The sequence below is a fragment of the Pseudomonas sp. DR 5-09 genome (genome assembly GCF_001655595.1).
Classification (GTDB): domain Bacteria; phylum Pseudomonadota; class Gammaproteobacteria; order Pseudomonadales; family Pseudomonadaceae; genus Aquipseudomonas; species Aquipseudomonas pharyngis.
This window is the reverse complement of the sequence record NZ_CP011566.1, coordinates 4,393,458-4,416,905: the sequence shown is the minus strand read 5'-3', so window position 1 is coordinate 4,416,905 and position 23,448 is coordinate 4,393,458. Positions and strand designations below refer to the sequence as shown.

Here is a 23,448-nt window from a genome sequence, read left to right as displayed (position 1 = left end):
AGTGAGAGGGAGCGGTACTACGGGCTTCGCAGCACGGGAGTCCCTGAAAGGCCGGTCGTGGCTTTTGCCTACGCGACCGGCCCGCATCTCTATAGGACGGATGACCGAAGCAATTCCCGATGAACGATATGAAAGTAAATGTTTCGCGATTACATCTTGATGCCGCGTGGGCGAATTTCTGCGGGGGAGGCGAAGCGGTCCGACGGCAGATTCCGCCGGATCGAGGAGGGGAATCAGCGGAGAAAGTCGAGCGCCTCGGCGAGCACCAGTTCGGGCACTTCTTCGGCGAGGTAATGCCCGGCCGGCAGGGCCTTGCCCCGTACGTCGGTAGCAACCTGTTGCCATTCCCTCAGCGGATTGAAGCAGCGACCGACGGTGCCCTCGGCGCCCCACAGCACCAGCAACGGCAGGGTCAGGTGACGACCAGCCGTGATGTCGGCGCGGTCATGTTCCAGATCGATGCTGGCACTGGCGCGATAATCCTCGCAGATCCCGCGAGCACTTCCGGGACGTTCCAGGCAACGCCGGTACTCACTGAACGCCTCGTCGGTAAAGGGTGCAAGCCCGGCGCTGCGACTGCCCATGACGCTGCGCAGATAACCTTCGGGGTCGGCTTCGATCAAAGTTTCCGGCAACGGCGCCGGGCGGATCAGGAAGAACCAGTGCCAATAGGCGCGGGCAAAGGCCTCATTGGTCTGGCTGTACATCGCCAGCGTTGGCGCGATGTCGAGCAGGACCATGCGCTGCACAACCTCGGGATGATCAAGCGCCAGGCGATGGGCAACCCGCGCGCCACGGTCGTGGGCAAGGATCGAGAAGTGCTCGAAACCCAACGCCTTCATCAATTCCACGCCGTCGCGGGCCATCTCGCGCTTGGAGTAATTGAGGTGAGCCTCATCGGCCGGCGGGCGACTGCTGTCGCCATAACCGCGCAGGTCGGCGGCGATCACCGTGAAGTGCTCCGCCAGTTGCTCGGCGATCTTGTGCCAGATGACGTGGGTCTGCGGGTGCCCGTGCAACAGCAGCAGGCCCGGCCCGCTGCCGCCGAAGCGGTAGGCGATATCCACACCGTTGACGTGGCGCTGGTCTTTGACGAATCCGGCAAACATCGGGTGATCCTTTATTCAGGCGAGTGGCCTGCATCCTGAAATCGCCGGGCGTTCATGACAAGACGTGATGCGTGATTCGACGGTTCATGAATCGTGTTCGCCCATCCCCGCGCGCCGCGCGGGAATGGACACTCGGCGTAGTTAGCTCTGCTGGAACATTTCCTTCGCCCGCTGCTCGATCTGCGCCTGGGTCAGGTCCTCCTTGCGCGAGGCCAGGAACCACAGATGCCCGTACGGATCTTTCAACGTGCCGCTGCGGTCGCCGTAGAACTGATCCTTGACCTCGGACACCGAGGTGGCGCCGGCCTCCAGTGCGCGTTGGAAGGATTTGTCCACATCGGTCACGTACAGATGCAGGCCGACCGACACTGCGTTGTCCGGATTGCTCAACGGCCCTTGATCGCACGGCGAGCCGAGCATGATCGCGCTGTCGCCGATGCGCAGTTCGGCGTGGCCGATGCCGCCGTCGGGCATGCTCAGGCGCATGACTTCGGTGGCACCGAACGCCTTTTTATAGAAATCGATGGCTTCGGCAGCTTTGTGAATGCCGAGGTACGGGGTAATGCTGTGATACCCCTCGGGAATGGGTTTGACGCTCATGGCGGTACTCCCTGTTATTTGTTGCCTGGTTTTTATTAGAGATTGAGGTGTGCCTTCGCCGGGATTGCCGGTCGCTCAACTATAGATCCGTGCCGCCGTCGTGACCGAGTAGCCGACGAGCAGGCCTCCCACTGTTCAGCCATCGACAGCGAAGCAACAGAGTGCGCGGGTTTTCATCGCCAGACGCCCTGAAGTTCCGCTGCAGCCCCCGTAAAACAAGGCCTTTGCGTCAGGCACAGAAGCTGCAATGACCCGGTACAACACCGATACCGAGAGTCATCCATGTCTGAATCTGCCGTTTATCCGATCAACCCGCCGGCCGCCCACCGGATTGCCGACGACGCCGAAGCCTTGCGCGTGGCTGTGCAGGTCGCCGCCGTCTTGCAGGAACACGCCGCCGAGCGTGACCGCAACCGCGAAGTGCCCGCCGAGGTCGTCGACCTGTTTTCCAACAGTGGCCTGTGGGGCATCACCGTGCCGAAGGAATACGGCGGCGCGCAGGTGTCCTTTGCGGTACTGGCCCAGGTGATCGCGATCATTTCCGCCGCCGATCCGTCCCTCGGGCAGATTCCGCAAAACCATTACTGCCTGCTCGAAGACATCCGCCTGCAAGGCACCCCGGCCCAGCAAGCGCATTTCTTTGAGCTGGCGCTGCAAGGTCATCGCTTCGCCAATGCGCTGTCGGAAACCGGCGGCAAGAACGTGCAGGACATTCAGGCGACCCTCCGCCGTTATGGCGACGGCTTCGTGATCAACGGTCGCAAGGGCTACTGCACCGGTTCGCTCTACGCCCATTGGCTGGCGGTGCTGGCGCTGGATGAAGAGCAGAAGGGCCAGTTGGCCTTCGTCGAGCGCGGTACGAAAGGGCTGGTGATCGTCGACGACTGGGACAGCATCGGTCAGCGCACTACTTCCAGCGGCACGGTGCTGGCGGAAAATCTGCAAGTGGCGCCCTTCAACCTGTTTCCGACGTACCGTTCCTATGAGAGCCCGACCCTGGCCGGGCCTTTCGCCCAGTTGACCACCGCTGCCATCGACGCCGGCATTGCCCGGGCAGCGTTGCGCGATACCGTGGAATTCGTCCGCCAGTTTGCGCGGCCATGGATCGATGCAGGTGTGGACAAGGCCAGTGAAGATCCGTTGACCATCATTCAGATCGGCGCACTGGAAATCCGTCTGGAAGCCGCCGAAGCCTTGCTTGAACGCGCCGGCTGGGCGCTCGACGCCGCACGTCCGGCGCCTGATGAAGACAACGTCGCGCTGGCCTCGCTGGCCGTGGCCAAGGCTAAAGTGCTGACCACCGAAATCGCCATCGAGGCCAGCAACAAGCTGTTCGAACTCGGCGGTACCCGCTCGACCCTGAAGAAGCACAACTTCGACCGCCACTGGCGCAACGCCCGGGTCCACACCCTGCATGACCCGGTGCGCTGGAAATACCACGTGGTCGGCAACTGGCTGCTCAACGGCGTCAAACCACCGCGCCACGACTGGTCCTGACCATGGCCGAGTGGTTCAAACACATTTACTGGGCCGACATCGCCCAGGCCTGTCTCGACACCCTCAGCATGCTCGGCGCGGCGCTACTGTTTACGGTGCTGCTGGGATTGCCGCTGGGGTTGCTGCTGTTTCTCACCGGCAAGCGCCAGTTGCATGAAACGGTCGGCGTGTATCGGGTGCTGTCGGTGATCGTGAACATGCTGCGTTCGCTGCCATTCATCATTTTGCTGATCGTGCTGATTCCGCTGACCACGTTGCTGGTGGGCACGTCACTGGGCGTGCCCGGAACCATTCCGCCGCTGGTCGTCGGTTGCACACCGTTCTTCGCGCGGCTGGTGGAAACCGCTCTGCGCGAAGTCGATCGCGGCGTGGTCGAGGCGACCCAGGCCATGGGTGCCAACACCTGGCAGATCATCCGCCACACCCTGTTGCCGGAAGCCCGCGGCGGGTTGCTGGCGGCGGTGACGGTCACCGCCATCGTGCTGGTGGATTACACGGCGATGGCCGGCGTGATCGGTGGCGGCGGGCTCGGCGATCTGGCGATCCGCTACGGCTATCAACGCTTTCAGACCGACGTGATGGTGGTCACCGTGGTGTTGCTGCTGATTCTGGTGCAGGCCCTGCAAATGACCGGCGACCGCTTGGTGGCGCACTACAGCCGACGCTGAAAAAACAAGTTCAACCCATAAAGGCCCCACGTTCACCCCACGACGGCCACTCAAATCTGCCTTGGAGCACAGCATGAAAAAGACCCTGGCCGTTCTGGCTGCCGTTCTGTCGTTCGGCGCCCATGCCAACGAAAAACTGATCGTCGGTGCCACCCCGGTGCCGCACGCGGAAATCCTCGAGTTCGTCAAACCGACCCTGGCCAAGGAAGGCGTGGATCTGGACATCAAGGTCTTCACCGACTTCATCCAGCCCAACCAGCAACTGGCGCTGAAAAACCTCGACGCCAACTACTACCAGTACCGGCCGTTTCTCGATGATTTCAACAAGACTCGCCACACCGATCTGGTGCCGGTGGTCGGCGTGCACATCGAACCGTTCGGCGCCTACTCGACCAGGATCAAGAACATTTCGGAGCTGAAGGACGGCGCCAGTGTGTCGATCCCCAATGACCCGGTGAACACCGGTCGCGCGCTGGTGCTGTTGCACGAGGCCGGGCTGATCAAACTCAAGGATCCGAGTAACACCCTGGCCACCCAGCGCGATATCGTCGAAAACCCCAAACACCTGAAAATCCGTGAACTGGAGGGCGCATTGCTCGCTCGTTCAGTGAGTCAGGTGGATCTGGCATTCGTGTTCGCCAACTACGCGCTGGAAGCCGGGATCGACACCAACAGCGCGCTGATCGTCGAGAAGGGCAAGAGCCTGTACATCGAGTTTCTGGTCGCGCGTCCCGACAACATCAATGACCCGGGCCTGCAGAAACTGGCCAAGGCGTTGAATTCCGATGAAGTGCGTCAGTTCATTCTGACCCGCTACAAAGGGCAGATTGCGCCGGGTTTCTGATCGATAGATCCGAGGGCTCCCGTGGCATGGGAGCCCTCACTTGGGAACGTCGAGAAAATGCGCCCCCGGCCCTTGCTCGCCCAGCACATCGCCCTGATTGCGCAGCGGGCAGGCTTCCATCGACAGGCATCCGCAACCGATGCAACCGGTCAGCCGGTCACGCAGCAGCATCAACTGATTGATCCGCTCGTCCAGCTCCCGCCGCCACTGCTCCGACAGCACTTTCCAGTCCGCCGCTGTTGGCGCGCGATTGTCCGGCAACTGCTTCAACGCCTCGCCGATTTCCGCCAGTGGAATGCCCAGGCGTTGCGCCACTTTGATCAACGCCACCCGCCGCAGTACTTCCCGTGGATAGCGCCGCTGGTTGCCGGCATTGCGCTGGCTCTTGATCAAGCCTTTCGATTCATAAAAGTGCAGGGCGGTGACGGCCACACCGCTGCGGGCCGCGACTTCGCCGACGGTCAATTGCTTGTGCACATTTTCCGCAGTGATCATTTGCAAAATGCCCCTTGACCTCTAGTTAACTCGAGGTTTTACCCTGCAGGCCTTCGAATCGCAAGATTCGCCTGACCGAGTGGGGATCTCATGCAAGCACCAGCGAAAAACCGCAGCTTTACCCAATTGATCGAATTTGAAATCGAACCCGGCCAGCAACCGGCGCTGGTCTCGGCGCTGGCCGTGCAGACCGAACGTCTGGCCCAGCGTTACGCCGGCTTCGTCAGCGCCAGCGTCCAGGCCAGCGACGATGGCCGGCGAGTGTTGAGCTTTCTGCAATGGCAGTCCCGCGAGGCGGGGGAGGCGGCGTTTCAGAGTTTCGAAACCGGCGAGCAGGATTTCTGGCAACTGATCCGCACCCATCAGGCGCGCACCGTGACCTTCGGTTCATTCCAGGTGCTGAGCAGCATAGCCCGCAGCTATGACGACGGCTTGCACTGTCAACTGGTTGGTTAGATCGACAGCTGGATCAAGCGCTCGCCTTGCAGGTTTTCCGTGGGCCGCCGCTTGTTCACCGCCAGTTCGCCGATTTTGATCAGTCGCGTGCGGGTGACATTACGGCTCAGGCCTAACAGGGACGCGGTGTGCACCTGGTTGTAATGGCAGAAGCGATAGGCCGCGCGCAGCAATGCGTCCTCGACCTTCTCATGCAGGGCGCCGGCCTGTTGCTCGAACAGTTTCTGGAAGGCGCGTTCCAGCAGCGCTTCCGGTGAGTCGTCGGCGGTCGCGTGGTGATCGTCGGGACGGTCGATGCGCAGATTGGATAGACGTAGATCGTCGCGCTCGATCACGCCGTTACGGCAGATCAGCAGCGTGTGGTGGATGACGTTTTCCAGTTCGCGGATATTGCCCGGCCAACTGTAGCCGCGCAGTTTGTGTTCGGCGCCGGGGCTGATGGTGACGCGCCCGTAACCCAGACGCTGACTGTAGGCCTCGATGAAATGCCGGGTCAGCGGCAGGATGTCGCCGGGCCGCTCGCGCAACGGGCTCAGCTCCAGATTGACCACGTTCAGCCGGTAATACAGATCCTCGCGGAAATGCCCGGCGTTGATGGCTTTCTCCAGTTGCACGTTGGTCGCTGCCAACACTCGCACATCGATGGGAATGCTCTTGCGCGAACCCAGGCGCACCACTTCACGCTCCTGCAACACCCGCAGCAATTTGACCTGGATCGCCATCGGCAGATCGCCGATTTCATCGAGGAACAGGGTGCCGCCATCCGCCTCTTCAAACCACCCGGCCTTGGCGCTGAGGGCGCCGGTGAAGGCGCCTTTTTCGTGGCCGAACAGTTCGGCTTCCACCAGCGATTCGGAAAACGCCCCGCAGTTGACTGCAATGAACGGCCGGTTGCGCCGGTTGCTCAGGTTGTGGATGTGCCGCGCTACCAACTCTTTACCGGTGCCGGTTTCGCCGATGATCAGCACGCTGGCTTCGCTCGGTGCGACCTGTTGCAGATGCGCGAGCAGGGCCTGGGATTTCGGGTCTTCGAAGACCTGAGCGGTGGCGCGGATTGAGGTGGCCAGGGCGGGTGAAGGCGGCAGGGTCAGCAGTTGCATGGGGTCTCGCTCCACGAAAGAAAATCAGGAATAGAACGTCGGCACCGGCAGGGACTGGTTCAGCGCCCAGTCGCCCAGCTCGTGGAGCTTGTAATCCAGCGGGTCGTGCAGGGTTTGCGTGCGCAGGTTGCGCCAGTGTCGGTCGAGGCGCAGCGATGCGTGGGTCGAGCGGGCGCCGGTGACTTCGAACAATCGGCTGCAAATCTCCAGGCCTTGTCGGCTGGCGGCGACCTTGGCCGTGGCAATTGCCGTGGCCAGATGACCGCGTTCTTCGGCACTGAGGTTCGGGCCTTTGGCCCAGGCCTCGTCGAGCAGCGCAGCGGCGCGTTCCACCAGCAGACGAATGCCTTCGAGGGCGACCCAGAACTCGCCGTAATGGGCCAGCACATAAGGATCTTCACGCACCTCGCGCACCGAGGATTTGTGCCAGACACGGGTTTCGCTGAGGGTGTATTGCCGCGCCTCTTCAAAGGCCCCTTCGGCAATGCCGAGAAACATGTGGGTGAACGTCAGTTGCGCGATCAACGGGCGCAGACAGGCGAACGGTGTACTCAGCGGGCCCGGATCCAGCAGCAGTTCCGACTCTTCGACCCGCACCCGTTCGAACGTAGCGCTGCCGCTGTCGGTCTGGCGCTGGCCGATGTTGTTCCAGTCGTTGTGCAGGGTGATGCCGCTGCGCCCGCTCGGGATCGCTGCGATCAGCAGTTTGCCGCCGTTGCTTTCATCCACCGCCGAGGCGATCAGCATCTGTGAATCGCTGGCGCCGGAGCAGAAACTCTTCTTGCCGGAAAACTCGCGCCAGCCACCGAGGTCCTTGACCACGGTGCGGGTGTCCAGCGGGTTGAGCGCGTTGCCCCAGAACCAGTTCTGCCGCGCGGTCTGTTCGAACCACGGCTGCCATTGTTCCGGGCGGGAAAACAGCCGCACTGTGGCCAACATCAAATGATGAAAACCGAAGACGTGGGCGATCGAGCTGTCGACCTTGGCGAACTCGCGCACGACTTCCAGGGTTTCGCTCCAGCGCGCGCCGAGGCCGCCGTAACGGGTGGGAATGCTCAGGGCCAGCAGACCGCTGTCGCGCAGGGCGTCGCGTTCGGCTTTCGGCGTGCCACCACGCTCGTCGCGCTCGACGGCGGTCAGGGCAAATTCGGCGGCCAGTTGGCGGGCGGTCTGCAACGGGGAGAGCAGGGTGCTTTGCGGTTTGGCAGTCACTCGGTCTTCCTCAGGCGTTGGCTTTGGCGGGCAGTACATCGTTGGCGATCATTTCGCCGAACGGCCCGGTGAGATTGGTGACACCGCGTCCAGCCAGGCTTGCATATGGCTCGGGCAACAACGGGAAGACCAGCTCGGCAAAGCGGTAGGCCTCTTCGAGATGCGGGTAGCCGGAGAAGATGAAACTCTCGATGCCGAGGTCTGCGTACTCCTTGATTCGCGCTGCCACTTGCTGCGGATCGCCGACCAATGCGGTACCGGCACCGCCGCGCACCAGTCCGACGCCGGCCCACAGGTTGGGGGCGATTTCCAGGTTGTCGCGGCGTCCGTCGTGCAGAGCGGCCATGCGCCGCTGGCCTTCGGAGTCGAAGCGGGAAAAGGATTTCTGCGCGGCTTCAATGGTTTCGTCGCTGATGTGCTCGATCAGTTTGTCGGCGGCTTTCCAGGCCTCTTCGGCGGTCTCGCGCACGATCACGTGCAGGCGAATGCCGAACTTCACCTTGCGCCCGTGGCGGGCGGCGCGTTCACGCACGTCGGCGAGTTTTTCGGCGACGGCGGCCGGTGGTTCGCCCCAGGTCAGGTACACGTCGACCTGCTCGGCGGCCAGATCGTGAGCTGCATCGGAGGACCCGCCGAAGTACAGCGGCGGATAGGGTTTCTGCACCGGCGGATACAGCGCCTTGGCGTTCTGCACCTTCAGGTGTTTGCCTTCGAAATCCACCGCTTCGCCTTGCAGCACCCGGCGCCAGATCTTGAGGAATTCATCGGTGACTTCGTAGCGTTCGCTGTGGCTGAGGAAGCTGCCGTCGCCACGGTTTTCGTCCGGGTCGCCACCAGTCACAACGTTGATCAGCAAGCGGCCGTTGGACAGTCGATCCAGGGTCGCGGCCATGCGCGCCGAGACGGTCGGCGAGATGATTCCCGGACGGATCGCCACCAGATAACGCAGGCGTTCGGTCAGTGGCACCAGCGCCGAGGCGATCACCCACGAGTCTTCGCAGGAACGCCCGGTGGGAATCAGCACGCCGTGGTAACCGAGGCTGTCGGCGGCCTGCGCCACCTGTTTCAGGTAATTGAGGGTGACCGGGCGCGCGCCTTGGGTGGTGCCCAGATAGTGACCGTCGCCATGGGTCGGCAGGAACCAGAAAACATCCATGAACAGCTCCTCAAGCGATCTTCAGCAACGGTTTGATGTGAGTGCCAAACAGCGGCGCGGCGCGTTCGGCGGCCAGACGGATGCGCGCCTTGAGCGGTTCGCTGGTGATCTGGTAGTCGGCGAAGTCAGCTTCGGTGGCGTACACGCCGATCGGCAGGGTCACAGCCTGGAAGAAGCTGAATAGCGGGCGCAACTGGTGATCGAGGACCAGCGCATGGCGTTCGCTGCCACCGGTGGCGGCGAGCAGCACTGGTGTGTCGATCAGCGCATTCAGGTCGATCAGGTCGAACAGATGCTTGAGCAGTCCCGGATAGGAGCCGCGATAGACCGGCGCGGCGACGATCAGCAGGTCAGCCTGTTCGATGGCTTGCAGCTCGGCTTCGATCTCGGCCGGCAGTTCTTGACGGGACAGTGCGCCGCCAAGCGGGCGGGCGATGTCACCGAGTTCGATCAAATGGCTCTCGATCGGCAAGTGCCCGGACAATTCGGCCAGCAGGGCCTGGGTCAGCACCAGGGTGCGGGACGGACGCCAGGTTCCGCCGGACAGGGCGACGACTTTCAGTGGACGCGACATGGTCAGTTCCTTTTTCAACAGTTGCTCGGCGAGCAGTGAGTAGTCACTGGAGCAGAGCAAGCGCTGTACCAATTCCTGTAAGGCCCGTATTCCGGGGCTTTGAGCGTTGTCGGCGGCTGTGTTTGTGTGACTTTCAGGCGGGTTTGTTGAACCGCTGTTGCCTGGGAAACAGTTGCTGGAGCAACAGTGCCGAACGCGATGAAGGATTTATAAAGGCTGACTGTTATTCCGTAAAAGACTGTTAATTGATATTGATAGGTCTTATAGGAATATACAGGGCGAATCCTGCCCGAATTCTGATAGCCACTATTGAGAGCGTTGATTTCTGCCAAAGCGTGCCCGGGCGTAGCCTTTCTCCATCGACCCACACTGCTCGCCAGGACGCTCCCATGAATCGTTTACTGACTGTTTCCCTGATGCTCGCTGTCTCCGTTCTCGCTGGTTGCGCGAGCCACGTTTCTCCGGAACTGCGCCCTTACACGGCGGAAGAAACCCGCGAACTGGCGCTGGAAAACTTGAACCGCAGCGGCTTGTCGTTCGAGGAATACCACGCGAAGAAAGCCCAACTGCTTGGCCAGCCACAGAAGACTTTCGGGTTTGATAACAAGGGTGAGATGAGCGCCGAGCGGGCCGTACAGCTGCACGGTCGTCCTAGCTGATCCGCAACTGTACTGCTCGAAGTTTTATCCAACTGTCCGTGGGTTTGCGCGGCGCCGTGGGATAGGGTCAACACCTGAATGACCCTGACGGACTGCCTGCCATGACCCTCTCGCTCGACCTGTTGCTGGGCTTCGCCCTGTTTGCCCTTGTCACCTCGATCACACCGGGGCCGAACAACACCATGTTGCTGGCATCGGGCGTGAACTTCGGTTTCAACCGCACCATCCCTCATATGCTTGGCATTACCTGCGGCTTCTTCGTGCTGGTGGTGGCGGTGGGTTTTGGCCTGGGCGCGGTATTCCAGACCTATCCGCTGCTTTATACGATCCTGCGTTATGTCGGCGCGGCGTACTTGCTGTACCTGGCATGGAAAATCGCTCACTCCGGCCCGGTCGGCGACAGCGAGCAGGGCGAGGCGAAACCGATCAGCTATCTCGGCGCGGCAGCCTTCCAGTGGGTCAACCCCAAGGCGTGGATCATGGCCATTGGTGCCATCAGCACCTACACGCCGATGCAGGGCTACTTCACCAACGTGATCGTGATTGCGGCGGTGTTCGCCATCATCAACCTGCCGAGCGTCGGCGTCTGGGCGGCGTGCGGGACCTTGCTGCGCAACGTGCTCAAGGATCGCCGCTGGTTGCGGCTGTTCAACTGGGGCATGGCAGCGCTGCTGGTGATTTCGCTGTATCCGTTACTCCTTGAAAGCTTTAGCTGACGCAGCGCTACAACCGCCGGCCCGATGCCTGTTAAAGTCGCGTTCAGGAGCGTTCCTACGCACTTTTAAATGAAGTTGTTCTTCTTTAACGGCCTCCGATCAGGTATTGATGACGCTCTCGAACCCGGACGCAGCTCACAAGGCTGCGTCGTGCCGTTTGCAGACACGAGCCTCCTGATCCCGGAACACGCTCTGCGAGTCTTTTTATGAACACACGTCCGCTGTATTTCGATTACGCCGCCACCACCCCGGTGGACGAGCGGATCATCCAGGTGATGATCGAGTGTCTGGGTTTCAACGGTAATTTCGGCAACCCGGCTTCCAGTTCCCACGCCTTCGGCCAGCAGGCCCGGCAAGCGGTCGAGAACGCTCGCCGGCAAGTCGCCGAACTGGTCGGCGCCCAGGCGCAGCAGATCGTCTGGACCTCCGGCGCCACCGAATCCAACAACCTTGCACTGAAAGGCGTGGCCCAGGCCCGTGGTATGTCCGGCGGGCACATCATCACCAGTCAGATCGAACACAAGGCCATCCTCGATACCGCCCGGCAATTGCAGGATGCCGGTGTCGCCGTGACCTATCTGGTGCCCGACGCCGAAGGCCTGATCACCGCGCAAGCGGTCAGCGAAGCGATGCGTGAAGACACCTTTCTGGTGTCGCTGATGCTGGTCAACAACGAACTCGGTACCGTCAACGACATCCCGGCCATCGGCGAAGTGGTGCGTGGGCGCGGGGCGTTGTTCCACGTCGATGCGGCCCAGGGCGCCGGCAAGGTCGTGATCGATCTGGCGCAATGGCCGGTCGATCTGATGTCGTTTTCGGCGCACAAACTCTACGGGCCCAAAGGCATCGGTGCGCTGTACGTCGGCCCGCGTGCGCAACAGCGTTTGCAGGCGCAGATTCACGGTGGCGGGCACGAGGGCGGCTTGCGTTCCGGTACGCTGGCGACTCACCAGATTGCTGCCATGGGCTCGGCATTTGCCCTGGCCGCCGAGGCCTTTGATGACGAGAAGAAAACCATCGTCGCGTTGCGCGAGCGACTGCTCGAACAACTCTTGAACCTTCCGGGCGTGCGCCTCAACGGCAGCAGCACCCAACGTATCCCGCATACCTTGAGCCTGACCTTCAGCGAAGGCGAGTTCAACCCGGTGGCGCTGAGCCATTCGATCGCGTTTTCCGCGACTTCGGCCTGCAATTCCGCCAGCAACGCGCCGTCCCACGTCTTGCTGGCATTGGGGCATGACGCGCACCTGGCCGGCCGTACCATTCGCCTGAGCCTCGGCCGTTTCACCACCGCCGAGGACATCGACAAGGCTGTAGAACTGATCAAGACCGCCTGCGCCAGTGCTCCGGCATTCTGGGCGACAGGACTTTAACCAGCCGACCTGACGGCTACGAACAATAACGATGCAGTGATTGGCAGGAGACATGATGAGTACCCAGACTTTGACCGAAGGAACGGTTCCCCAGCGCCTCGCGCACACCCGTGAATTGATGCGTCGCGAAGGTATCCATGCGTTGCTGGTGCCGTCCGCCGACCCGCACCTGTCGGAATACTTGCCGGGTTACTGGCAGGGCCGGCAATGGCTGTCGGGTTTCCATGGCTCGGTCGGCACGTTGATTGTCACCAACGATTTCGCCGGGGTCTGGGCCGATAGCCGTTACTGGGAACAGGCGACCAAGGAACTCAAGGGCAGCGGCATCGAACTGGTGAAACTGCAACCGGGTCAGCCGAGCCCGCTGGACTGGCTGGCCGAGCAGACCCCGGAAGGTGGCGTGGTCGCGGTCGATGGTGCGGTGATGGCCGTCGCGTCGGCACGTACGCTGGGCAGCAAGCTAGAAGCACGGGGCGCCAGTCTGCGTACCGACATCGACTTGTTGAAGGAAGTCTGGAGTGATCGCCCGGCGCTGCCGAACGCGCCGATCTACCAGCACCTGCCACCGCAGGCGACTGTCAGTCGTGGCGAGAAACTCGGCAAACTGCGCGAGACTTTGCAGGAACGCGGTGCCGACTGGCACTTCATTGCCACCCTCGACGATATCGCCTGGCTGTTCAACCTGCGCGGCGGCGATGTGTCGTTCAACCCGGTATTCGTTTCCTTCGCGCTGATCAGCCAGCAACAAGCCACGCTTTTTGTGGCGCTGAGCAAGGTCGATGCTGAGCTGCGCGCAGTGCTGGAAAAAGACGGCGTGGCCCTGCGCGATTACAGCGAAGTCGCTGACGCCTTGCGTGCGATCCCGAGTGGCGCGAGCCTGCTGGTGGATCCGGCGCGGGTCACCAGCGGTCTGCTGGATAACCTCGACACTGGCGTGAAACTGGTCGAAGGCCTGAACCCGACCACACTGGCCAAGTCGCAGAAGAGCCTGGCGGACGCCGCACACATCCGTCAGGCGATGGAGCAGGACGGCGCGGCGCTGTGCGAGTTTTTCACCTGGCTGGATTCGGCCTGGGGTCGTGAGCGTATTACCGAACTGACCATCGACGAAAAACTCACCGCCGCCCGGGAGCGTCGCCCGGATTATGTGTCGCTGAGTTTCAACACCATCGCTGCGTTCAACGCCAATGGTGCGATGCCGCACTACCACGCCACTCCGGAAGAACACGCGGTGATCGAGGGTGACGGCTTGCTGCTGATTGATTCCGGTGGCCAATACCTGGGCGGTACCACCGACATTACGCGGATGGTGGCGGTCGGTACGCCGAGTGAAGAGCAGAAACGTGACTGCACTCGGGTGTTGAAGGGCGTGATCGCCTTGTCCCGCGCGCATTTCCCGAAAGGCATTCTGTCGCCGTTACTGGATGCGATTGCCCGTGCGCCGATCTGGGCCGAAAACGTGGACTACGGTCACGGCACCGGTCACGGCGTGGGCTACTTCCTCAACGTGCATGAAGGTCCGCAGGTGATCGCCTATCAGGCGGCGCCGGCGCCACAAACCGCTATGCAGCCTGGAATGATCACCTCCATCGAGCCGGGCACTTATCGTCCGGGCCGCTGGGGTGTGCGGATCGAGAACCTGGCGATGAACGTTGAAGCGGGAAGCAGTGAGTTCGGCGAATTCCTCAAGTTCGAAACCCTGACCCTGTGCCCGATCGATACTCGCTGCCTGGAGCCCTCGTTGCTGACGCAGGAAGAGAGGCAGTGGTTCAACGCCTATCACGCCGAAGTGCGCGAGCGCCTGAGCCCGTTGCTTGATGGCGCGGCGCTGGATTGGTTGAACACCCGTACTGCCGCTATTTAACAGGTTGAAGCTCGGGCGCTGCGGCCAGCGCCTGGGTCATGAAGTCGACAAACGCGTTGACCCAGGCGGACTGGTGTGGTTGTGGAGATTTAGCGCAGGGCTTCCACAACGAAGTCGAGCCGGTCCTGACCGAAGAACAACTGATTGTCGATGAACATGCTCGGCGCACCGAAGACGCCACGCTTCACGGCGGTTTCGGTGTTGTCCTTGAGCGTAGCCTTGACCGCTTCATCGTTGGTCAACGCCAGTACTTCTTCAGGATTGAAGCCATGTTCGGTCAGCACGGCGGCAACCGCTGCCGGTTCATCAAGGGCGCGGCCTTCAACCCACAGCGCTTTGAACAGGCAATCGATGAATGCCGGGAAGCGATCAGGATGACGCAGTTGAATGCCGGTGACCGCGCGCATCAACATCAGGGTATTGATCGGGAAATGCGGGTTGAATTTCAGGGGCACGCCGTAGCGTTTGGCGTAGCGGTCCAAGTCCTGAAACATGTAACGACCTTTGGCCGGGATCATCGCCGGCGACGCGTTACCGGTGGCTTTGAAGACCCCGCCCAGCAATAACGGAATGTAGATCAACTGGCTGCCGGTTTCAGCGCAGATTTTCGGCAGTTGGGTATACGCCAGGTAGGTGGCGGGGCTGCCGAGATCAAAATAGAACTCCACGGTTTTGCTCATGTTCGCTGCACTCTGTTTTTGTTCTTGGTGGGATTACCAGCGTTCGTTCCACGGGCGCAGATCCAGCTCGAACGTCCAGGCGTCCCGTGGCTGGCTATGCAGATACCAGTAGTTCTCGGCAATGTGTTCGGGGTCGAGGATACCGTCCTGATCTTTGGTGGCATATTTGTCAGGGAAGTTGTCGCGGATGAAATCGGTATCGATGGCACCGTCGACCACAACGTGGGCGACATGAATGTTCATCGGGCCGAGCTCTCTGGCCATGCTTTGTGCCAGAGCCCGGATACCGTGCTTGGCTCCCGCGAATGCGGCAAAACCCGAGGCGCCCCGCAGACCAGCGGTGGCACCCGTAAACAGGATCGTGCCGCGACGGCGGGTCACCATCCGTTTGGCGACTTCCCGGGCATTGAGAAACCCGGAGAAACAAGCCATCTCCCAGATCTTGAAATACTTGCGAGCGGTTTCTTCAAGAATGCTGCAGGGCACGTTGGCGCCGATGTTGAAAACGAATGCTTCAATCGGTCCGAGGCGGGTTTCGATATCTTCAATCAGCGCAATTACGTCTTCTTCCTTGCGCGCATCGCAGGCAAAACCGTGGGCTTCACCGCCGTCCATCTGAATGGCTTCCACCAAGGGCTGTAATTTGTCGGCGCTGCGCCGCGTGACGCAAGCGATGAAACCTTCTTTGGCAAACCGCCTAGCAATGGCGCCGCCCGTGGCGTCACCTGCGCCGACAACCAACACGACCTTCTTGTTATTCATGGGTGGATCCCTTTAGTAAACGATCGTTAAGTGAACGAACGTTATGCTAGGATTTGCTCAGCGTCAAGGCACTCAATGTGAGGACAGAACATGCGGTATTCCGCCGGTCACAAGCTGGAAACCAAAGAAAAGCTCCTGCAAAGCAGCTCGTTGTCTGCGAAAAAAAATGGGTTTTCATCAATGGGCGTCGATGGTCTGATGAAGGCGATCGGCCTGAGTGGGGCGGCGTTTTACAGCCACTTCTCGTCCAAGGATGCTCTGTTCGCGGCTATCGTCGAGCGCGAGTTATGCCAGAGTCTGGAGCGGTTGGGCGGGCAGGGTGCGCAGGATCGCGAACGGCTGGAGCGGTGCCTGAAGCTGTATCTGAAAATGGCTCATGTCGAGCAGCCTGAACTGGGCTGTGCATTACCGGCTCTGGGCGCCGAGATTGCGCGGTCGGACGTCGTTGTGCGGGAACAGGCTGAGCTGTGGATTTGCAAGCTTCAGGAGAGTTGGGCGCAAATTCTGGAAAGTGACAGCCTGGCCTGGGCAATTCTGTCGCAATGCGTCGGGGCACTGGTGGTGGCGCGTATGCTGGCGTCGCCCAGGATTCAGCAGCGGGTGCTGGATTCCTGTCGTGAAGAGATCGGGATCCAGCTCGCCGCTTCGCGAACGCAGTAGGGGCGATGATTTATTTGCAGATGACGATCATGCTGCGGCTGGTATAGCCGGCGGGGTTGAGGCCAAAGGGATAATCACCTGGCTCTTCTACGGTGTCGCCAGATTTTGCAATGACCTTGTAGCCCTTCGGCGCGCAAGAGTTCGCGGCGCTGGCGTAGCACTTGTCCCAAGAGGAGGACAACCCCGAACAGTTGATGTGCAGCCCTTTCTTGCCGTGTTTTACGTGGGTCTTCGACGTCGCCGCGCAGCCCGCAACGGCGAGTATGGCGATCAGTATCAAAATTCGTTTCATTACCGTCCTTATGGCCGCCTCGAGTCTGACGCTCGGGTCTGCCTGTATGCGCTCTCGCTTGAAGCGTTCCGATATCCCTATCCGAAAAAATCCATGTCTGGCATTGGGTTGCGAGGCTAAACATGGCCTAAATGAACGCCAATTGCCAGACCTTCGTAAAATCCTCTTTCAATCTGCCGCGATGGCGGGTTTAGAGGTGCTGCCCATCGTCATGGTTGCTCCTACGGAGGCCAGAATAATGCACAGGATCGCCATCCATTGTGACAAAGAGAGGTATTCCTGAAGGAAAAGCAGACCCGAGAGTGCGCCGAAGGCCGGTTCGATGCTCATAAGCGTGCCAAAGGTGCGGGCGGGCATGCGGGTGAGGGCGACCATTTCCAGTGTGTAGGGGAGAGCTGTGGAAAGGATCGCGACCCCGATAGCGATGGGGATCAATGCGGGTGTCAGCAGTGCGCTGCCGGCGTGGACGATGCCTATGGGGGCGACGAACAGGGCTGCGATCATCACACCAAGTGCCGCAGTGGTCACGCCGTTATCTGCGCCGGCCTTCTGGCCAAACAGGATATACAACGCCCAGCACGCGCCGGCTCCCAGCGCATAACCTGCACCGACCAGATCGATACCCGTTGCCGTGGCGCCGGTCGGTATCAACAGCAACAAGCCGATGGCAGCCAGGGCAATCCAGAGAAAGTCGATCGCGCGACGCGAGGCATAGATAGCGACTGCCAGCGGACCCGTGAACTCCAGCGCGACTGCGATGCCGAGCGGAACGGTGCGCAACGACATATAGAAAAGGAAGTTCATGCCGCCTAGTGCCATCCCGTAGATAATCACTGTGCGCAGTGATTTGGCTGTCAGCTTCGCTCTCCAGGGTTTGAGCAATAACAGCATGATCACGCTGGCGAAGATCAGGCGAAGGGTAGTAGTACCTTGGGCTCCAACGATAGGGAACATGCTTTTGGCCAGCGAAGCGCCGGACTGGATTGATGCCATGGCTATTAATAGCAGGCCAACCGGGAACAGAGTTGAGGCAAGGCTGCGAGGTTGATCGTTCATTGCGTGGCATCATCCGAAGAGTAGCTGTTGTATTGGGCAATATAGTGCGCACTCGCAAAGCCCCCGTCTATAAAGAAGCGGTCTTTTTCCTTCTCTTGATAGAAAACTCAAATTAATGGTTGACGGCAGATTCTGAGTCTCTATAATTCGCCCCACTTCCGGCGCAGTCGAAACGGAAAACTCCTTGAGATTCAATGAGTTAAGTAGGTTTCGGTAGTGGGTCGCTTCAGTTCATCGAAGCCTGGAAAGAGTTGGAAATGCCGGTTTTTCTGGTGCTTTCAACGGTTCGATCTTCTCGGTCGAAAGCGGAGAAAAAGAGGTGTTGACAGCAGCGTGTAACGCTGTAGAATTCGCCTCCCGCTAACGAGAGATCGGAAGCGCAAGTGGTTGAAGTTGTTGAAGAAATCTTCGAAAACTTCTGAAAATAATCACTTGACAGTAAATGAGGCTGCTGTAGAATGCGCGCCTCGGTTGAGACGAAAGATCTTAACCAACCGCTCTTTAACAACTGAATCAAGCAATTCGTGTGGGTGCTTGTGGAGTCAGACTGATAGTCAGAAAGATTATCAGCATCACAAGTTACTCCGCGAGAAATCAAAGATGTAACCAACGATTGCTGAGCCAAGTTTAGGGTTTCTTAAAAACCCAAAGATGTTTGAACTGAAGAGTTTGATCATGGCTCAGATTGAACGCTGGCGGCAGGCCTAACACATGCAAGTCGAGCGGATGAAGGGAGCTTGCTCCTGAATTCAGCGGCGGACGGGTGAGTAATGCCTAGGAATCTGCCTGGTAGTGGGGGACAACGTTTCGAAAGGAACGCTAATACCGCATACGTCCTACGGGAGAAAGCAGGGGACCTTCGGGCCTTGCGCTATCAGATGAGCCTAGGTCGGATTAGCTAGTTGGTGAGGTAATGGCTCACCAAGGCGACGATCCGTAACTGGTCTGAGAGGATGATCAGTCACACTGGAACTGAGACACGGTCCAGACTCCTACGGGAGGCAGCAGTGGGGAATATTGGACAATGGGCGAAAGCCTGATCCAGCCATGCCGCGTGTGTGAAGAAGGTCTTCGGATTGTAAAGCACTTTAAGTTGGGAGGAAGGGTTGTAGATTAATACTCTGCAATTTTGACGTTACCGACAGAATAAGCACCGGCTAACTCTGTGCCAGCAGCCGCGGTAATACAGAGGGTGCAAGCGTTAATCGGAATTACTGGGCGTAAAGCGCGCGTAGGTGGTTCGTTAAGTTGGATGTGAAATCCCCGGGCTCAACCTGGGAACTGCATCCAAAACTGGCGAGCTAGAGTATGGTAGAGGGTGGTGGAATTTCCTGTGTAGCGGTGAAATGCGTAGATATAGGAAGGAACACCAGTGGCGAAGGCGACCACCTGGACTGATACTGACACTGAGGTGCGAAAGCGTGGGGAGCAAACAGGATTAGATACCCTGGTAGTCCACGCCGTAAACGATGTCAACTAGCCGTTGGGAGCCTTGAGCTCTTAGTGGCGCAGCTAACGCATTAAGTTGACCGCCTGGGGAGTACGGCCGCAAGGTTAAAACTCAAATGAATTGACGGGGGCCCGCACAAGCGGTGGAGCATGTGGTTTAATTCGAAGCAACGCGAAGAACCTTACCAGGCCTTGACATCCAATGAACTTTCCAGAGATGGATTGGTGCCTTCGGGAACATTGAGACAGGTGCTGCATGGCTGTCGTCAGCTCGTGTCGTGAGATGTTGGGTTAAGTCCCGTAACGAGCGCAACCCTTGTCCTTAGTTACCAGCACGTTATGGTGGGCACTCTAAGGAGACTGCCGGTGACAAACCGGAGGAAGGTGGGGATGACGTCAAGTCATCATGGCCCTTACGGCCTGGGCTACACACGTGCTACAATGGTCGGTACAAAGGGTTGCCAAGCCGCGAGGTGGAGCTAATCCCATAAAACCGATCGTAGTCCGGATCGCAGTCTGCAACTCGACTGCGTGAAGTCGGAATCGCTAGTAATCGCGAATCAGAATGTCGCGGTGAATACGTTCCCGGGCCTTGTACACACCGCCCGTCACACCATGGGAGTGGGTTGCACCAGAAGTAGCTAGTCTAACCTTCGGGAGGACGGTTACCACGGTGTGATTCATGACTGGGGTGAAGTCGTAACAAGGTAGCCGTAGGGGAACCTGCGGCTGGATCACCTCCTTAATCGACGACATCAGCTGCTCCATAAGTTCCCACACGAATTGCTTGATTCATTGAAGAAGACGAAAGAAGCAGCCCGAAATTGGGTCTGTAGCTCAGTTGGTTAGAGCGCACCCCTGATAAGGGTGAGGTCGGCAGTTCGAATCTGCCCAGACCCACCAATTTTGTGTGGGAAACGCCTGTAGAAATACGGGGCCATAGCTCAGCTGGGAGAGCGCCTGCCTTGCACGCAGGAGGTCAGCGGTTCGATCCCGCTTGGCTCCACCACTACTGCTTCTAAAGTAAGAGCTTAGAAATGAGCATTCCATCGCTGTGATGGTGAATGTTGATTTCTAGTCTTTGACTAGTTCGTTCTTTAAAAATTTGGGTATGTGATAGAAAGATAGACTGATGGCCACTTTCACTGGTGGTGATCAGGCTAAGGTAAAATTTGTGAGTTCTCTTAGTTGAGAAATTCGAATTTTCGGCGAATGTCGTCTTCACAGTATAACCAGATTGCTTGGGGTTATATGGTCAAGTGAAGAAGCGCATACGGTGGATGCCTTGGCAGTCAGAGGCGATGAAAGACGTGGTAGCCTGCGAAAAGCTTCGGGGAGTCGGCAAACAGACTTTGATCCGGAGATGTCTGAATGGGGGAACCCAGCCATCACAAGATGGTTATCTTGTACTGAATACATAGGTGCAAGAGGCGAACCAGGGGAACTGAAACATCTAAGTACCCTGAGGAAAAGAAATCAACCGAGATTCCCTTAGTAGTGGCGAGCGAACGGGGACTAGCCCTTAAGTGGCTTTGAGATTAGCGGAACGCTCTGGAAAGTGCGGCCATAGTGGGTGATAGCCCTGTACGCGAAAGTCTCTTAGTCATGAAATCGAGTAGGACGGAGCACGAGAAACTTTGTCTGAATATGGGGGGACCATCCTCCAAGGCTAAATACTACTGACTGACCGATAGTGAACTAGTACCGTGAGGGAAAGGCGAAAAGAACCCCGGAGAGGGGAGTGAAATAGATCCTGAAACCGTATGCGTACAAGCAGTGGGAGCAGACTTTGTTCTGTGACTGCGTACCTTTTGTATAATGGGTCAGCGACTTATTTTCAGTGGCGAGCTTAACCGAATAGGGGAGGCGTAGCGAAAGCGAGTCTTAATAGGGCGTCTAGTCGCTGGGAATAGACCCGAAACCGGGCGATCTATCCATGGGCAGGTTGAAGGTTAGGTAACACTGACTGGAGGACCGAACCGACTACCGTTGAAAAGTTAGCGGATGACCTGTGGATCGGAGTGAAAGGCTAATCAAGCTCGGAGATAGCTGGTTCTCCTCGAAAGCTATTTAGGTAGCGCCTCATGTATCACTGTAGGGGGTAGAGCACTGTTTCGGCTAGGGGGTCATCCCGACTTACCAAACCGATGCAAACTCCGAATACCTACAAGTGCCGAGCATGGGAGACACACGGCGGGTGCTAACGTCCGTCGTGAAAAGGGAAACAACCCAGACCGTCAGCTAAGGTCCCAAAGTTATGGTTAAGTGGGAAACGATGTGGGAAGGCTTAGACAGCTAGGAGGTTGGCTTAGAAGCAGCCACCCTTTAAAGAAAGCGTAATAGCTCACTAGTCGAGTCGGCCTGCGCGGAAGATGTAACGGGGCTCAAACCATACACCGAAGCTACGGGTATCACGCAAGTGATGCGGTAGAGGAGCGTTCTGTAAGCCTGTGAAGGTGAGTTGAGAAGCTTGCTGGAGGTATCAGAAGTGCGAATGCTGACATGAGTAACGACAATGGGTGTGAAAAACACCCACGCCGAAAGACCAAGGTTTCCTGCGCAACGTTAATCGACGCAGGGTTAGTCGGTCCCTAAGGCGAGGCTGAAAAGCGTAGTCGATGGAAAACAGGTTAATATTCCTGTACTTCTGGTTATTGCGATGGAGGGACGGAGAAGGCTAGGCCAGCTTGGCGTTGGTTGTCCAAGTTTAAGGTGGTAGGCTGAAATCTTAGGTAAATCCGGGGTTTCAAGGCCGAGAGCTGATGACGAGTTGCCTTTAGGCGACGAAGTGGTTGATGCCATGCTTCCAAGAAAAGCTTCTAAGCTTCAGATAACCAGGAACCGTACCCCAAACCGACACAGGTGGTTGGGTAGAGAATACCAAGGCGCTTGAGAGAACTCGGGTGAAGGAACTAGGCAAAATGGCACCGTAACTTCGGGAGAAGGTGCGCCGGTGAGGGTGAAGCACTTGCTGCGTAAGCCCACGCCGGTCGAAGATACCAGGCCGCTGCGACTGTTTATTAAAAACACAGCACTCTGCAAACACGAAAGTGGACGTATAGGGTGTGACGCCTGCCCGGTGCCGGAAGGTTAATTGATGGGGTTAGCTAACGCGAAGCTCTTGATCGAAGCCCCGGTAAACGGCGGCCGTAACTATAACGGTCCTAAGGTAGCGAAATTCCTTGTCGGGTAAGTTCCGACCTGCACGAATGGCGTAACGATGGCGGCGCTGTCTCCACCCGAGACTCAGTGAAATTGAAATCGCTGTGAAGATGCAGTGTATCCGCGGCTAGACGGAAAGACCCCGTGAACCTTTACTATAGCTTTGCACTGGACTTTGAATTTGCTTGTGTAGGATAGGTGGGAGGCTTTGAAGCGTGGACGCCAGTTCGCGTGGAGCCATCCTTGAAATACCACCCTGGCAACTTTGAGGTTCTAACTCAGGTCCGTTATCCGGATCGAGGACAGTGTATGGTGGGTAGTTTGACTGGGGCGGTCTCCTCCTAAAGAGTAACGGAGGAGTACGAAGGTGCGCTCAGACCGGTCGGAAATCGGTCGTAGAGTATAAAGGCAAAAGCGCGCTTGACTGCGAGACAGACACGTCGAGCAGGTACGAAAGTAGGTCTTAGTGATCCGGTGGTTCTGTATGGAAGGGCCATCGCTCAACGGATAAAAGGTACTCCGGGGATAACAGGCTGATACCGCCCAAGAGTTCATATCGACGGCGGTGTTTGGCACCTCGATGTCGGCTCATCACATCCTGGGGCTGAAGCCGGTCCCAAGGGTATGGCTGTTCGCCATTTAAAGTGGTACGCGAGCTGGGTTTAGAACGTCGTGAGACAGTTCGGTCCCTATCTGCCGTGGACGTTTGAGATTTGAGAGGGGCTGCTCCTAGTACGAGAGGACCGGAGTGGACGAACCTCTGGTGTTCCGGTTGTCACGCCAGTGGCATTGCCGGGTAGCTATGTTCGGGAAAGATAACCGCTGAAAGCATCTAAGCGGGAAACTTGCCTCAAGATGAGATCTCACTGGAACCTTGAGTTCCCTGAAGGGCCGTCGAAGACTACGACGTTGATAGGTTGGGTGTGTAAGCGCTGTGAGGCGTTGAGCTAACCAATACTAATTGCCCGTGAGGCTTGACCATATAACACCCAAGCAATCTGTAGACTCGAAAGAGACCAGATTGCGGTGTGTGAAGACGCAATGAACCGAAAGTTCGATGCTCA

The 23,448-nt window shown here is 58.6% G+C and carries 20 protein-coding genes, 2 tRNA genes and 2 rRNA genes; 13 read left to right on the top strand and 11 right to left on the bottom strand.

From position 1 onward, the window contains the following. Positions 1-233: 233 nt before the first annotated feature. Positions 234-1,109 carry an alpha/beta fold hydrolase gene (locus tag PDR5_RS19750; protein ID WP_064598211.1) on the bottom strand — a complete coding sequence of 292 codons (876 nt, stop codon included), beginning with the start codon at positions 1,107-1,109 and terminating at the stop codon, positions 234-236. Positions 1,110-1,250: 141 nt separating this feature from the next. Then, positions 1,251-1,709 carry a VOC family protein gene (locus PDR5_RS19745; RefSeq protein WP_064598209.1) on the bottom strand — a complete coding sequence of 153 codons (459 nt, stop codon included), beginning with the start codon at positions 1,707-1,709 and terminating at the stop codon, positions 1,251-1,253. Between the two features lie 282 nt (positions 1,710-1,991). Between PDR5_RS19745 and PDR5_RS19740 the strand changes: the two genes are divergently transcribed. From PDR5_RS19740 to PDR5_RS19730, 3 genes are all read left to right on the top strand, one after another. Then, positions 1,992-3,206, top strand: a complete 1,215-nt coding sequence (locus PDR5_RS19740) for an SfnB family sulfur acquisition oxidoreductase (protein WP_064598207.1) — start codon at positions 1,992-1,994, stop codon at positions 3,204-3,206. A gap of 2 nt (positions 3,207-3,208) precedes the next feature. Further along, positions 3,209-3,874 carry a methionine ABC transporter permease gene (locus PDR5_RS19735; protein WP_064598205.1) on the top strand — a complete coding sequence of 222 codons (666 nt, stop codon included), beginning with the start codon at positions 3,209-3,211 and terminating at the stop codon, positions 3,872-3,874. 73 nt (positions 3,875-3,947) lie between these two features. Beyond that, positions 3,948-4,718, top strand: a complete 771-nt coding sequence (locus PDR5_RS19730; RefSeq protein ID WP_064598203.1) for a MetQ/NlpA family ABC transporter substrate-binding protein — start codon at positions 3,948-3,950, stop codon at positions 4,716-4,718. A gap of 36 nt (positions 4,719-4,754) precedes the next feature. Here the strand turns inward: PDR5_RS19730 and soxR are convergent, their stop codons facing one another. Next, complete coding sequence (soxR, locus tag PDR5_RS19725) at positions 4,755-5,213, bottom strand: redox-sensitive transcriptional activator SoxR (protein ID WP_007955822.1); 459 nt, start codon at positions 5,211-5,213, stop codon at positions 4,755-4,757. A 90-nt stretch (positions 5,214-5,303) separates the two neighbouring features. On the opposite strand from soxR, the gene PDR5_RS19720 reads away from it, so the two are divergent. Further along, positions 5,304-5,669: an antibiotic biosynthesis monooxygenase gene (locus PDR5_RS19720; RefSeq protein ID WP_064598201.1), complete on the top strand. Its 366-nt coding sequence runs from the start codon at positions 5,304-5,306 to the stop codon at positions 5,667-5,669. On the opposite strand, the gene PDR5_RS19715 is transcribed toward PDR5_RS19720, so the two are convergent. The 4 genes from PDR5_RS19715 to msuE are packed head-to-tail and all read right to left on the bottom strand — an operon-like array spanning position 5,666 to position 9,711. Beyond that, the gene (locus PDR5_RS19715) at positions 5,666-6,769 is read right to left on the bottom strand and encodes a sigma-54 interaction domain-containing protein (RefSeq protein WP_064598199.1); all 1,104 of its coding nucleotides are present in this window, start codon (positions 6,767-6,769) and stop codon (positions 5,666-5,668) included. The genes PDR5_RS19720 and PDR5_RS19715 overlap by 4 nt on opposite strands. 24 nt (positions 6,770-6,793) lie before the next feature. Then, entirely contained in the window at positions 6,794-7,981 is a 1,188-nt protein-coding gene (locus PDR5_RS19710; protein WP_007955826.1) for an acyl-CoA dehydrogenase family protein, read from the bottom strand. A 10-nt stretch (positions 7,982-7,991) separates the two neighbouring features. After that, positions 7,992-9,137 carry an FMNH2-dependent alkanesulfonate monooxygenase gene (gene ssuD / locus PDR5_RS19705; protein WP_007955828.1) on the bottom strand — a complete coding sequence of 382 codons (1,146 nt, stop codon included), beginning with the start codon at positions 9,135-9,137 and terminating at the stop codon, positions 7,992-7,994. Between the two features lie 10 nt (positions 9,138-9,147). Then, positions 9,148-9,711, bottom strand: coding sequence for an FMN reductase (gene msuE, locus PDR5_RS19700; protein ID WP_064600909.1), 564 nt, complete (start codon positions 9,709-9,711; stop codon positions 9,148-9,150). A gap of 389 nt (positions 9,712-10,100) precedes the next feature. On the opposite strand from msuE, the gene PDR5_RS19695 reads away from it, so the two are divergent. The 4 genes from PDR5_RS19695 (at position 10,101) to PDR5_RS19680 (ending at position 14,323) form a co-directional block, all read left to right on the top strand. Further along, the gene (locus PDR5_RS19695) at positions 10,101-10,370 is read left to right on the top strand and encodes a hypothetical protein (protein ID WP_064598197.1); all 270 of its coding nucleotides are present in this window, start codon (positions 10,101-10,103) and stop codon (positions 10,368-10,370) included. Between the two features lie 101 nt (positions 10,371-10,471). Beyond that, on the top strand, positions 10,472-11,086 hold the full coding sequence (locus PDR5_RS19690; RefSeq protein ID WP_039770336.1) for a LysE family translocator: 615 nt from the start codon (positions 10,472-10,474) through the stop codon (positions 11,084-11,086). A 206-nt stretch (positions 11,087-11,292) separates the two neighbouring features. Next, complete coding sequence (locus PDR5_RS19685) at positions 11,293-12,459, top strand: aminotransferase class V-fold PLP-dependent enzyme (RefSeq protein ID WP_064598195.1); 1,167 nt, start codon at positions 11,293-11,295, stop codon at positions 12,457-12,459. A gap of 55 nt (positions 12,460-12,514) precedes the next feature. Then, positions 12,515-14,323, top strand: coding sequence for an aminopeptidase P family protein (locus PDR5_RS19680; protein ID WP_064598193.1), 1,809 nt, complete (start codon positions 12,515-12,517; stop codon positions 14,321-14,323). Between the two features lie 89 nt (positions 14,324-14,412). On the opposite strand, the gene PDR5_RS19675 is transcribed toward PDR5_RS19680, so the two are convergent. Both PDR5_RS19675 and PDR5_RS19670 read right to left on the bottom strand, forming a co-directional pair. After that, positions 14,413-15,003, bottom strand: coding sequence for a 2-hydroxychromene-2-carboxylate isomerase (locus PDR5_RS19675; RefSeq protein WP_064598191.1), 591 nt, complete (start codon positions 15,001-15,003; stop codon positions 14,413-14,415). Between the two features lie 33 nt (positions 15,004-15,036). Beyond that, entirely contained in the window at positions 15,037-15,765 is a 729-nt protein-coding gene (locus PDR5_RS19670; RefSeq protein ID WP_064598189.1) for an SDR family oxidoreductase, read from the bottom strand. A gap of 90 nt (positions 15,766-15,855) precedes the next feature. Between PDR5_RS19670 and PDR5_RS19665 the strand changes: the two genes are divergently transcribed. Continuing rightward, positions 15,856-16,425, top strand: a complete 570-nt coding sequence (locus tag PDR5_RS19665; RefSeq protein WP_064598187.1) for a TetR/AcrR family transcriptional regulator — start codon at positions 15,856-15,858, stop codon at positions 16,423-16,425. A gap of 10 nt (positions 16,426-16,435) precedes the next feature. Here the strand turns inward: PDR5_RS19665 and PDR5_RS19660 are convergent, their stop codons facing one another. Further along, positions 16,436-16,717, bottom strand: coding sequence for a hypothetical protein (locus tag PDR5_RS19660; RefSeq protein WP_064598185.1), 282 nt, complete (start codon positions 16,715-16,717; stop codon positions 16,436-16,438). Positions 16,718-16,885: 168 nt separating this feature from the next. Beyond that, complete coding sequence (gene rhtA / locus PDR5_RS19655; RefSeq protein WP_064598184.1) at positions 16,886-17,773, bottom strand: threonine/homoserine exporter RhtA; 888 nt, start codon at positions 17,771-17,773, stop codon at positions 16,886-16,888. A gap of 657 nt (positions 17,774-18,430) precedes the next feature. On the opposite strand from rhtA, the gene PDR5_RS19650 reads away from it, so the two are divergent. The 4 genes from PDR5_RS19650 (at position 18,431) to PDR5_RS19635 (ending at position 23,366) form a co-directional block, all read left to right on the top strand. Next, positions 18,431-19,967: ribosomal RNA gene (locus tag PDR5_RS19650) — 16S ribosomal RNA — on the top strand. 81 nt (positions 19,968-20,048) lie between these two features. Next, positions 20,049-20,125, top strand: a tRNA-Ile gene (locus PDR5_RS19645). A gap of 30 nt (positions 20,126-20,155) precedes the next feature. After that, a tRNA-Ala gene (locus PDR5_RS19640) sits at positions 20,156-20,231 on the top strand. Between the two features lie 244 nt (positions 20,232-20,475). After that, a 23S ribosomal RNA gene (locus PDR5_RS19635) occupies positions 20,476-23,366 on the top strand. The 16S and 23S rRNA genes sit together here with 2 tRNA genes alongside, the layout of an rRNA operon. Positions 23,367-23,448: the final 82 nt, after the last annotated feature.